Here is a 12,228-nt window from a genome sequence, read left to right as displayed (position 1 = left end):
TAAAGTGGCGCAAAGTTAATCAATCGATTGATTAATAAACAAGGCAAGATTCTGTTTTGTTTCCGATTTTATGAAAATGCATGAAAAACGAAGGGAGTTGTTCTCGGAGGAAGTCTACCCGGAAAACCGTTAGAGGCAGTTTTCCATGTCAACCAGACCCGGTGCTGTCTCTACGCTGCTTTCCTTGGAGTTGAAAAGATCAGGTTTCCATATCAGGCCTACTTTCAGGAAAACAGCCCCAAAATATTTGCAGGTTACACAGGGCTGATGGGCGCACGTTGCTTTTTTCTGGCGAACTGGGCGGCAGAGGAAGCGATGACAATCCCCAGCAAACCAGCCGCAATGGCGGTCATAATCATGTCATTCATGATCATCTCACGGTCCCGGAGGGCAAAGCGCAGGAAAAAGGTAGGAACGGCGACCAGCGCCACCAAAACCCAGTACCGGAAGAAAGCAGCTTGTTCATCGGCGGAATGGATGGCGGGCAGGCGCAATGCCTGGATGACAAGGAGGACGCCCAAGACTAGGCTGCTCAGGTATTGGTTGAGGTGATAGCCTGGCACTTCCCGGCCAAAAATGTCATAGGAGGCGGCCAGCACGGGTATATGCTGCGCGGTATAGCCATAGTGGTGGGTGAAGTCATCGCAGAGCAGGTGCAGCACCACGCCCAGAAACCCCGAGGTAATCACCACTACCCAATTCTCTTTGAAGTAAGCCGTCCAGTTGAACCGCGTGTAAACCGATAACCGTTTCTGCAGGAAAACCGGTAAATGACCCAGAAACGGGTTCCTCACCCAGCAATGGTACAGAAACGCCATGACCACCACCACCGGAATATCAAACAGGAAAATGCCTTTCAGGGTGTGACTGATATCAGTTTCGGCCCGCATTCTGAAAAAGAACTCGAAATCAGGCGCCATGCTACCCAGCACCATAGCGGTAAGGGAGACTTTCTGGCCGGAGACCGACTTGAACGGCAACACAACCGCGGGGTGGGAAAAGGTGAAAGGCATGGATTACGACGTAAAAGAAAACCCGGTGCAGTGGCACCGGGTTCTGAAATCAATCTAGTTTTAGAACTGCAAGGAAGGCTTCCTGCGGAATCTCCACGTTGCCTACCTGGCGCATACGCTTCTTCCCTTTCTTCTGTTTCTCCAAGAGCTTCCGTTTACGCGAGATATCCCCGCCGTAGCATTTGGCCAACACGTTCTTTCTGAGGGCTTTCACCGTCTCACGGGCAATAATCTTCTGCCCGATGGCGGCCTGGATGGCGATCTCAAACATCTGGCGCGGCAACAGCTCCCGAAGTTTCTCGCAGAGGCGCTTACCCCAGTCATAGGCCTTATCGCGGTGCACAATGGCAGAAAGGGCATCCACTTTCTCGCCGTTAAGCATGATGTCCAGCTTCACCATGTGCGACTCCCGGAACCCGATGAGTTCGTAGTCAAGGGAGGCGTAGCCCCGGCTAATGGTTTTGAGTTTATCGAAGAAGTCGAACACGATCTCTGCCAGTGGCATCTCAAAGATGAGCTCCACACGGTCTGAGGTCAGGAAGTTCTGGGCTTTCAGGATACCGCGCTTGTCCATACACAGGGAGATGATCGGACCGATGAACTCGGCTTTGGAGATGATCTGCGCCTTGATGAACGGCTCCTCAATATGGTCAATGAAATTAGGCTCTGGCATCTCAGACGGCGCGCTTACCGCAACCTCGCCATCTTTGGTGGTGAATGCCTTAAACTGCACACTGGGTACCGTGGTGATCACGGTCATGTCAAACTCGCGCTCCAGACGCTCCTGCACAATCTCCATGTGGAGCATGCCCAGGAACCCGCAACGGAATCCGAAACCGAGCGCCGCGGAGGTTTCCGGTTCCCATACCAGAGAGGCATCATTCAACTGCAACTTCTCCATTGAGGAACGCAGCTCTTCGTACTCCGTGGTTTCTACCGGGTAAATACCGGCGAATACCATGGGCTTCACCTCTTCAAAGCCTTGGATCTGGATAGTATCTGGGTTGGCGGCGTGGGTGATGGTATCCCCTACCTTTACTTCTTTCGCGTTCTTGATACCCGAAATGAGGTAACCCACGTTTCCGGCCCCCATCACCTGTTTAGGCTCCTGGTTCAGTTTGAGTACGCCAATCTCGTCGGCCTCGTACTGCTTGCCGGTGGCAATGAATTTCACCTTATCGCCTTTGCGCAGCGTACCGTTCATAATCCGGAAGTACACCTCAATACCGCGGTAAGAGTTGAACACCGAGTCAAAGATCAAGGCTTGCAACGGCGCCTCGGGGTCGCCTTTGGGCGCCGGGATGCGGTCACAGATGGCCGCAAGGATCTCCTCAATACCAATTCCCGCTTTTCCAGAGGCGTGGATGATGTCTTCCCGTTCGCAGCCAATCAGGTCTATGATCTGGTCACTTACCTCCTCGGGCATGGCGTGCGGCAAATCAATCTTGTTCAACACCGGGATGATCTCCAGGTCGTTCCCAATGGCCAGGTACAGGTTGGAGATGGTCTGCGCCTCAATCCCCTGCGAAGCATCCACAATCAGCAGCGCGCCCTCGCAGGCGGCGATGGAACGGGAAACCTCGTAGCTGAAGTCCACGTGGCCGGGCGTGTCAATAAGGTTCAGGATGTAGTCCTCGCCTTTGTAGTTATAGTTCATCTGGATGGCGTGGCTCTTGATGGTGATGCCGCGCTCCCGCTCCAGGTCCATGTTATCCAAAAGTTGGTTCTGCATTTCCCGCTCCGTCACTGAGGAAGTAAACTCCAGCAGGCGGTCGGCCAGGGTGCTTTTGCCGTGGTCAATATGCGCAATGATGCAAAAATTGCGGATGTTCTTCATAGAAATCGATTACAATCAACAAAGATAATAAAGAAATGCGAGCCGCTGGAAAGCATCTGGGAGCCTGGACTTACTTTTTACGTTTTCTGGCCTCTTTTGGGCCTGTTTTCTGAAAATAAGCATAAATACAGACTTAGCTCAATAATCTGGCCCGGTTCAATGAATTTTCTTTTGTTTAAAACCCCCTCTTTTCGCGGCAGCCGTATAACCCGTGTTGAAATTTATCTGATATGGCTGAAGAGAAGGACGTTAGTGTGTTCCGGGGAACGGAGGGCCACATGGCCGAGATAGTAGAACGCAACATCAAGGCGCTGCTGGACCGGCGCAAACAGGAAGATCGTTCCCGGAATTTGTCTGAACGCATTTCTGACGCGGTAACCAAATTCACGGGCAGCATGCTGTTTGTGGTTATTCACCTGTTGCTGTTTGGCACCTGGATTGCCTGGAATTCTGGTTGGTTGGGCCTGAAACCCTTTGATGAATCCTTTGTGGTACTGGCGATGTTCGCCTCGGTGGAGGCCATTTTCCTCTCTACCTTCGTGCTCATTAGTCAGAACCGGTCCAACATCCAGGCCGACAAACGGGCTGATCTGGACCTACAAGTCAGTTTATTGGCCGAGCACGAGATTACCCGCCTGGTAACCCTGGTGACCGCCATGGCCAAACAGATGGGCATTGAAGCAGCCCATGACCCTGAGATTGATGAGCTCGCTAAGGATGTCCAGCCAGAGAAAGTGATGGACACCATGGAGAAGCAGCAGGAAAATCTGGAGAAGGAAAAAAGCAAAAGTTAATAACTCGCCGCCTGTATCCGTTTCAAGACTATTTATCTGAAAACGGCTGAAAAACGAATATCACTCTTCTGGTTTCAGGTTGGGGAAAGCCCACTTCAGCCGCACGGCCAGGATTCTGATGAGAATAATAATCCCGATGGCGATCCAAACGGGTACCCCGGGCGGCACCGGGGCCAGGCGCATGAGCAAGTAAGAGGCGCCGCCCGCCAGGCAAGCCGTGGCATATACCTCCCTTCTGAAAATCAGGGGAATTTCGTTACAAAGGATATCGCGCACCACACCCCCGAATACCGCTGTCACCACCCCCATCACCAGGGCAATCAAAGGCGGCACGTTCAGCCGGAGGGCTTTTTCCATGCCCAGAATGGTGAACAGGGCAATTCCCACGGTATCAAACAGAAACATGGTCCTTCTGAATCTACCGATGATCTTTCTGAAAAACACGGTCACCATCACCGCTGCAAAAACCGTAATCAGGAGCCGTTCATCCTGTACCCAGACTGGTCGTAGGTTCAGCAACAAGTCCCTTACCGTTCCTCCCCCCAAGGCCGTCGCGAAAGCGATAACCGATGCCCCAAAAGGGTCCAGCTTCTTATCGGCGGCAGTTAAGGTGCCACTGATGGCAAACACGAAGGTACCTACCACGTCAATAAAGGGAATGAGGGCGGGGGCGGGCAGTTCAGGCATAGGCAGATTTTTTAGTAAACTACGCAAAAGCGGGTTAGTAGCGGCAACCGTCTCTGAACGAAACCTGGTTTGAGCCTGTTTCAGGAAAAATAAGGCCTAAACTGCCAGCCTGCGCCAGGCACTTTTTCCAAGGCTTTGAACCCATTCTCTTCTTCTGTAAATCCGTAAAGAACGGTAGAGTGGCCTGCACTGAAACTTGCTCGCCCGGTACTAAGGATTGCGCCTCCACCATTCGTCTAAAATTCGTACTTTCGCACAACGTTCACCAGCTAAGCTAACAAATGTCAGTTACCACTGTACAACCCTACAAACCGGTTAACCACATCCGCATTGTCACTGCTGCCTCTTTGTTTGACGGCCATGACGCGGCTATCAATATCATGCGCCGGATCATTCAGGCGTCTGGCGCCGAGGTCATCCACCTGGGCCACAACCGCTCCGTGCAGGAGATTGTGGACTGCGCCATCCAGGAAGATGCCCAGGCCATTGCCATCACCTCTTACCAGGGCGGTCACCTGGAGTACTTCAAGTACATGTATGACCTGCTTAACGAGCGGGGCTGCGGCCATATCCGCATCTTCGGGGGCGGCGGCGGCGTGATCCTGCCCACTGAGATTGAGGAACTGCACGGTTACGGCATCGCCCGCATCTATTCCCCAGACGATGGACGCGCCATGGGTTTGCAGGGCATGATCAACGACATGCTGCAGAAGTGCGACTTCCCTACCGGCCAAAACCTGAACGGCGAGGTGAAGCACCTGAAAGAAAAAGACATTAAATCCATTGCCCGCCTTATCTCTGCCGCCGAGAACTTCCCCGAGGAGTTCGCCAAGGTAAAGGATCAGTTATTGAATGGCGTTGAACAGCAATCTACCAGCCCACAGCAGGTAAGCACCCCGGTTTTAGGTATCACCGGTACAGGCGGTGCGGGTAAATCGTCTTTGGTGGATGAACTGGTGCGCCGCTTTCTGATGGACTTCCCGGACAAGACCATCGCCATTATCTCGGTGGACCCTAGTAAGCGGAAAACCGGCGGTGCCCTGCTGGGCGACCGTATCCGGATGAACGCCATCAGCAACAGCCGGGTGTACATGCGCTCCCTTGCCACGCGCCAGAGCAACCTGGCCCTGAGCCGCTATGTGCAGGACGCTGTGGACGTGGTGAAAGCCGCTCAGTTTGACCTGATCATCCTGGAAACCTCAGGCATTGGGCAGTCAGACACAGAGATCATTGAGCATTCAGATGCCAGCCTGTACGTGATGACGCCCGAGTACGGGGCCGCTACCCAGCTGGAGAAGATTGACATGCTGGATTTTGCGGATATCATTGCCCTGAACAAGTTTGACAAGCGCGGCGCCCTGGATGCCCTGCGCGACGTGAAGAAACAGTACAAGCGCAATCACCAGCTGTGGGACGTGAGCGATGACCAGATTCCGGTGTTCGGGACCATCGCCTCGCAGTTCAACGACCCCGGCATGAACCGCCTGTACAAAGCCCTGATCGCGAAGATTTCGGAGAAAACCGGCGTCTCTTTTGACTCCAGTCTGCAGGCCACGGGTGAGATGTCTGAGAAAGTTTACATCATCCCTCCTGCCCGTACGCGCTACCTTTCTGAGATCGCGGAAAACAACCGCAGCTATGACAAGTGGGTACAGGACCAGGCCGCCGTGGCTCAGAAACTCTACGGCATCCGCCAGTCAATTGAAGCCATCCAAGCCATTGAGGTGGAAGATAAAGACCGCCTGATTAAAGGTTTAGAGTACGCCTACGAAGAAACTGCTTTAAGGCTTGACGGCCAGAACAAGAAGCTGTTGGAGCAATGGCCCGAGAAGCGCCAGAGCTACAAAAACGAGTTCTATGAGTTCAAGGTGCGGGACAAAGTGCTAAAGGTGAAAACCCACACCACCAGCCTGTCGCAGTTGGAGATACCTAAGGTGGCCACGCCGCGCTACGAGGCCTGGGGCGATTTGCTCAAGTGGAACCTGCAGGAGAACGTACCAGGCGAGTTCCCATACACCGCGGGCGTGTTCCCCTTCAAACGTGAGGGCGAAGACCCTACCCGTATGTTTGCCGGCGAAGGCGGACCGGAACGCACGAACCGTCGCTTCCACTACGTAAGTAAAGGATTGCCAGCCAAGCGTTTATCCACTGCCTTTGACTCCGTTACTTTATACGGAGAGGATCCGGATCTGCGCCCGGATATCTATGGCAAGATCGGTAACTCCGGGGTAAGCATCTGCTGCCTGGATGATGCCAAGAAGCTGTACTCTGGCTTTAACCTGGCTGATCCGATGACCTCGGTGTCCATGACCATCAATGGTCCGGCCGCCATGCTCACCGGTTTCTTCATGAATGCCGCCATTGACCAGCAGTGCGAACTCTACATCAGAGAGAACGGCCTGGAAGCAGAGGTGAACGACCGTATTGAGGCTATTTTCCAGAAATCAGGCCAGAAGCGCCCTACTTACCAAGGCGATCTGCCAGAAGGCAACAACGGCTTAGGCCTGATGCTTTTAGGCGTAACTGGTGACCAGGTGTTGCCGGCTGATATCTACGCCCAGATCAAAGAGCGTACGCTGGCCTCGGTACGCGGTACCGTGCAGGCCGATATCCTCAAAGAAGACCAGGCGCAGAACACCTGTATCTTCAGCACCGAGTTTGCCCTTCGCTTGATGGGTGATGTGCAGCAGTACTTCATAGATCACAACGTGCGCAACTTCTACTCGGTGTCTATCTCCGGGTACCACATCGCTGAGGCGGGCGCCAACCCTATCTCGCAGTTGGCTTTCACGCTGGCCAATGGCTTCACGTTTGTGGAGTATTACGTGAGCCGCGGCATGGACATCAACGCGTTTGCGCCTAACCTGAGCTTCTTCTTCTCTAACGGTATTGACCCAGAGTATGCGGTAATTGGCCGTGTGGCCAGAAGAATCTGGGCCAAAGCCATGAAGCTGAAGTACGGCGCCAACCCCCGCTCGCAGATGCTGAAGTACCACATTCAGACCTCAGGCCGCTCCCTGCACGCGCAGGAAATCGACTTCAACGATATTAGAACCACGTTGCAGGCGCTGTACGCCATTTACGACAACTGTAACTCGCTGCACACGAACGCATATGACGAGGCCATCACCACGCCTACCGAAGCTTCTGTGCGCCGTGCCATGGCGATTCAATTGATCATTAACCGGGAATTGGGTCTGGCCAAGAACGAGAACCCACTGCAAGGTTCCTTCATCATTGAAGAGTTGACCGACCTGGTGGAGGAAGCCGTACTGCTGGAGTTTGACCGCATCACCGAGCGGGGCGGCGTGTTAGGCGCTATGGAAACCATGTACCAGCGCGGTAAGATCCAGGAGGAAAGCCTGTACTACGAGACCCTTAAGCATACCGGTGAGTACCCTATCATTGGGGTGAATACTTTCCTGAGCAGCCAGGGCTCGCCTACCGTGATTCCGTCTGAAGTGATCAGAGCCACCGAGGAAGAAAAGCAGTACCAGATCTCCATGCTGCAGGAATTGCACGCCCGGCACGCAGACAAAGCTCCTGCCCTCTTGAAGCAACTGCAGGAGGTGGCCGTGCAGAACGGCAACATCTTTGAAGCCTTGATGGAAGCCTCTAAGTATTGCTCTCTGGGTCAGATCACAAATGCCTTGTTTGAGGTAGGTGGTCAGTACCGCCGCAACATGTAAAAATCAGCTCAGCGCTTAGATTCATTTTTGGCCTGTTTTTAAAAAAGGAGCCTGCATTTGCAGGCTCCTTTTTCATTTAAGAGAAAATGAAAAAGGATTTTTGAGCAGAAAAAGAGATTGTGAGTAAGTCAGGAGTGGGCTACAATCAGATGAACAACTTTGAAAGTCTTCCCACTACTTCCCAGCCAAGCAGGATGCATCCTGTAGTAAATTCACCAGTGTAGATATTCTTTCTCTTCTTCAAAAATAATCTTGTGCCCAACTATTTAATTTAATACAAGAATAATGTAAATTTTACCTGGGAGTTAACAAGATTGAAGAATTTTACGTTTGTTATATAAACGCAACAAGCCATGAAAATCATTACAACCGTTACCACTATTTTAGTGATTGGTGCCTTAGGCTTTTTAGCAACCACTTGGTTATCGCCCGGAAATATCCCGCTGGACCTTTCCGATGAAGATTACCATCTGTACCTGTAAGGTGAAAAACTAAGGCAAGGAACTCCGCCGGAGGGCGGATTAGCGTTCTTGTACCATCCAAATTCCATAGAAAACGTACCTTTACCTAACAAAAGATAAACTATGGAATTAAACGACCTTTCAAAAAGAATCAGCTACATCATTGGCCGCGACATGGCAGCCAACTTTGCCAAACAGGGCATTGAAGTAGAACCAGAGGCCTTGCTTTTCGGGCTGAAAGAAGCCATTAGCGGAAATCCCTCCAAACTGGACCAGAACGAGGTGCAGCAAGCCATGATGCAACTGCAGATGCAGATGCAGGAAAAACAACAAGCCCAGGCCGGAGCGTCTGGCGAGCAAAACAAAAAAGAAGGCGAAGCTTTCCTGAAGGCCAACCAGGAAAAAGAAGGAGTTCACTCCCTGCCAAGCGGTCTGCAATACCAGGTGCTGGAAAGCGGCTCAGGCAAAACCCCGTCCAGAAACTCTAACGTAACTACCCATTACCACGGCACGTTGATTGACGGCACCGTATTTGACTCATCCTATGAGCGCGGGGAGCCGGCTTCCTTTCCGGTTAGCGGCGTAATCGCCGGCTGGACTGAGGCACTTCAACTAATGAAAGAAGGCGACAAATGGCGCCTGTTTATACCAAGCAACCTGGCCTACGGTGCCAGAGGCGCGGGCGGAGACATTGGACCAAACGCCACGTTGATCTTCGATGTGGAATTGATTACGGTTAACAACTAAGCTTTACCGGCAGAATAAACCAAAGGAGGATGCGCTCAGGAGCCGTCCTCCTTTTTTATTGTATAGGCATAGAAGGCTTAACTGCGTGGTAAGGACCCATGATTTTGGGATACCTAAACAGCTGATTCACACACGTATCCCAAGCTCTGCTATGACGCAGAACAGTTTAGGGTGCATTTTTACTTTATTGAACCAGAAACGGAAAGATTGTTGCCCAGAGATAAATCAGGAGGGAATGGTTGACTGGTGTTCTAACCAATCAATGGCTTCGTCTACCTGGGTAAAATAATGAATATGGATGGGTAAGTTGATCTTGCAGACCTTGTTCAGGGAATAGTCATGGATCATCTGCTGGTATCTCTCCTCAGACATAACCAACGCCACCTGCAAACCCTCGGGCACAGAGGGAAGGGCCTCGTTTTGCAGGATACTTAATTCCCACTCCTCGGCTTCAATAGAAAGAACTCCCCTGCTAGAGTTGTTGATAAGGCATTTCTCCAACTTTTCGGCAGAGATCAAATGAAACAATTCATTCATCCCTTGCTGACATTCCTCCAAGCCCACATCTTTCTTCCAATTCAACACTGCTACTCTCCGAGGGGTATCTAACCAGACTTTAAAATAATCAGTCTCAGCTTGAACCATAAATCCATCTTTTAAAGAAATATAACTTTTCAAATTATTTAATATTACTATTTAATTATTTTATATACTTTTTTTAATCAATATATAATGTTGCTACATAAATTCCAAATAAATTTTGGAATAATGCATAATACAAGGTTGTAGAAGGCTTCTAGATCAAGGTTAGAGGCTTAAAAAGGCCATTTAGCATCCCTTTATAAGGCAAAATTTAAACCTTGAAATTCAGTGAATAAGTGCATTGAATTTACAGTGCACCTGTTAATTTTGCCCGCTTTCTTCAAAGGAACGCTTATTGGTTTCCTTTTGGAGAAATCTACTATTTGCCCCTTCAGACTTCTAATAAGCCAAAGGGGAAAAATTTTACCGGATTACAATAATGAATACCAACAATCACTCCCAAAGTCACTCTCAGGGAGTATCGGGTGCAGGTTTGCTCATTGCCTTAGGTATCATTTACGGCGACATCGGGACTTCTCCGTTGTACGTGATGAAAGCCATCATTGGATCTACTCCCATCAATGCCACCTTGGTGTACGGCGGCATTTCCTGCGTGGTATGGACCCTTACCCTGCAAACCACCATCAAGTACGTGATCCTGACGCTTCAGGCAGACAACAAAGGCGAAGGTGGCATTTTCTCGCTTTACGCCCTGGTGAGAAGGAAAGCGAAATGGCTCACCATCCCGGCCATGCTGGGCGGAAGCGCCCTGCTCGCCGATGGGGTTATTACTCCCCCCATCTCCGTCTCCTCGGCGGTAGAAGGTCTGCTGCTTTTGAACCCGAATATTCCCACTGTTCCCATTGTTATCGGCATTCTGGTGATCCTGTTTCTGTTGCAGAGCTTCGGGACACAGATTGTGGGCAAGGCTTTCGGTCCGGTGATGTTCATCTGGTTCAGCATGCTGGCTACGCTGGGCATCCTGTCGGTGCTGGAACACCCGGAGATCCTCAAATCACTGAACCCCTACTACGCTTATGACCTGCTGGTGAATTACCCGGGCGGTTTCTGGCTTTTGGGGGCTGTGTTCTTGTGTACCACCGGGGCCGAGGCGCTTTACTCAGACCTGGGCCACTGCGGCAAGGGCAACATCAGGATCAGCTGGGTCTTTGTGAAAACCTGTCTCCTGCTCAACTATTTCGGGCAGGGTGCATGGTTGATGCAGTTCGAGGGGAAAGAGTTGGTCTCTCTGGGAACTACCAATCCCTTCTATGGCCTGATGCCTGACTGGTTCCTGCTCATCGGGATTATCATTGCCACCATTGCTGCGGTCATTGCCAGCCAGGCCCTCATCACCGGGTCTTTCACCCTCATCGGCGAAGCCATCCGGCTGAACATGTGGCCCAAGGTGCGCCTCATTTACCCTACCAACGTGAAAGGCCAACTCTATGTGCCCAGCATGAACTGGCTGCTGCTCCTGGGTTGCGTGGGTGTGGTACTTTACTTCCGGGAATCTGCCAACATGGAGGCGGCGTACGGTCTGGCCATTACGGTTACCATGTTAATGACCACCACCCTGCTCAGTTACTATCTTATCATCAAAAAGGTAGCCAGAGTAGCCATCCTCCTTTTTCTAGTGGTGTACCTGGGCATTGAGGGCTCTTTCCTGCTGGCTAACCTCATCAAGTTCCCGCACGGCGGTTGGGTTACCCTACTGATCGGGTTCCTGCTGATCTCAGTGATGTACATCTGGCTCAGGGCTTTCTACATCAAGCGCCGGTTAACGGAGAATGTGTCTTTGAAAGAGTACGTACCGGCCCTGCGGGAGCTGAGCGAGGATGAGACCATTCCTAAATATGCCACCCACCTGGTGTTCATGACCAGCGCCGAGCGCACTACGGAGATTGAGTCCAAGATCATCTACTCCATCTTCCAGAAACGCCCCAAGCGCGCAGACATTTACTGGTTCATTCACGTGAACACTGTGGATGATCCGTATACCATGGAGTACAAGGTGAAGGTGCTGGCCAGCCAGGATGTGGTGCGCATTGACTTCAACCTAGGTTTCCGGGTAGAGCAGCGCATCAACCTCTTCTTCCGGAAGGTGGTGGAAGACCTGGTGAAAAACAAAGAGGTGGACATCACCAGCCGCTACAGCTCTCTGAACAAGCAGAACCTTATAGGGGACTTCAGGTTTGTGGTGCTGGAGAAGTTCCTGAGCTACGAGAACGACCTGCCTTTCTGGGAGAACACCATCATGCAGTCTTACTTCAACATAAAACAGTTCACCACCTCAGAAGGAAAATGGTTTGGCCTGGACACCAGCTCGGTGAAAATTGAAAAGGTGCCGCTCATCATCAAACCGGCCCGAGAAGTTGAACTGAAGCGCATCAAGTAAAGGCCAGTTTTCAGGTCATA

At 51.5% G+C, this 12,228-nt stretch carries 9 protein-coding genes; 5 read left to right on the top strand and 4 right to left on the bottom strand.

Features of this window, described 5'->3' with window-relative positions; genetic code table 11:
• Positions 1–254 precede the first annotated feature (254 nt).
• Positions 255–1,013 (bottom strand): DUF4184 family protein, encoded by a 759-nt coding sequence (locus J3P34_RS20900; protein ID WP_210490561.1) that lies wholly within the window; start codon positions 1,011–1,013, stop codon positions 255–257.
• A 49-nt stretch (positions 1,014–1,062) separates the two neighbouring features.
• Positions 1,063–2,850: a translation elongation factor 4 gene (gene lepA / locus J3P34_RS20895; protein WP_210464604.1), complete on the bottom strand. Its 1,788-nt coding sequence runs from the start codon at positions 2,848–2,850 to the stop codon at positions 1,063–1,065.
• 230 nt (positions 2,851–3,080) lie between these two features.
• Between lepA and J3P34_RS20890 the strand changes: the two genes are divergently transcribed.
• Complete coding sequence (locus J3P34_RS20890) at positions 3,081–3,644, top strand: DUF1003 domain-containing protein (protein WP_210490560.1); 564 nt, start codon at positions 3,081–3,083, stop codon at positions 3,642–3,644.
• 60 nt (positions 3,645–3,704) lie between these two features.
• Here the strand turns inward: J3P34_RS20890 and J3P34_RS20885 are convergent, their stop codons facing one another.
• On the bottom strand, positions 3,705–4,331 hold the full coding sequence (locus tag J3P34_RS20885; RefSeq protein WP_210490559.1) for a trimeric intracellular cation channel family protein: 627 nt from the start codon (positions 4,329–4,331) through the stop codon (positions 3,705–3,707).
• A 281-nt stretch (positions 4,332–4,612) separates the two neighbouring features.
• On the opposite strand from J3P34_RS20885, the gene J3P34_RS20880 reads away from it, so the two are divergent.
• The 3 genes from J3P34_RS20880 to bamJ all read left to right on the top strand — a co-directional run bounded on the left by J3P34_RS20880 (position 4,613) and on the right by bamJ (position 9,228).
• Positions 4,613–8,020 carry a methylmalonyl-CoA mutase family protein gene (locus J3P34_RS20880; protein ID WP_210490558.1) on the top strand — a complete coding sequence of 1,136 codons (3,408 nt, stop codon included), beginning with the start codon at positions 4,613–4,615 and terminating at the stop codon, positions 8,018–8,020.
• A gap of 353 nt (positions 8,021–8,373) precedes the next feature.
• The gene (locus tag J3P34_RS22285; protein ID WP_262897555.1) at positions 8,374–8,502 is read left to right on the top strand and encodes a hypothetical protein; all 129 of its coding nucleotides are present in this window, start codon (positions 8,374–8,376) and stop codon (positions 8,500–8,502) included.
• 102 nt (positions 8,503–8,604) lie between these two features.
• The gene (gene bamJ / locus J3P34_RS20875; RefSeq protein WP_210490557.1) at positions 8,605–9,228 is read left to right on the top strand and encodes a BamJ family beta-barrel-assembly machinery protein; all 624 of its coding nucleotides are present in this window, start codon (positions 8,605–8,607) and stop codon (positions 9,226–9,228) included.
• A 225-nt stretch (positions 9,229–9,453) separates the two neighbouring features.
• Here the strand turns inward: bamJ and J3P34_RS20870 are convergent, their stop codons facing one another.
• Entirely contained in the window at positions 9,454–9,873 is a 420-nt protein-coding gene (locus tag J3P34_RS20870; RefSeq protein ID WP_210464599.1) for a hypothetical protein, read from the bottom strand.
• 376 nt (positions 9,874–10,249) lie between these two features.
• Between J3P34_RS20870 and J3P34_RS20865 the strand changes: the two genes are divergently transcribed.
• Positions 10,250–12,208, top strand: coding sequence for a KUP/HAK/KT family potassium transporter (locus J3P34_RS20865; RefSeq protein ID WP_210490556.1), 1,959 nt, complete (start codon positions 10,250–10,252; stop codon positions 12,206–12,208).
• Positions 12,209–12,228 lie beyond the last annotated feature (20 nt).

Origin of the sequence: Rufibacter aurantiacus (assembly GCF_017916345.1) — a bacterium.
In the GTDB taxonomy this organism is placed as follows: Bacteria; Bacteroidota; Bacteroidia; order Cytophagales; family Hymenobacteraceae; genus Nibribacter; species Nibribacter roseolus.
The sequence above is the reverse complement of the archived record's forward strand: the minus strand, read 5'-3'. Positions and strand labels throughout refer to the sequence as shown.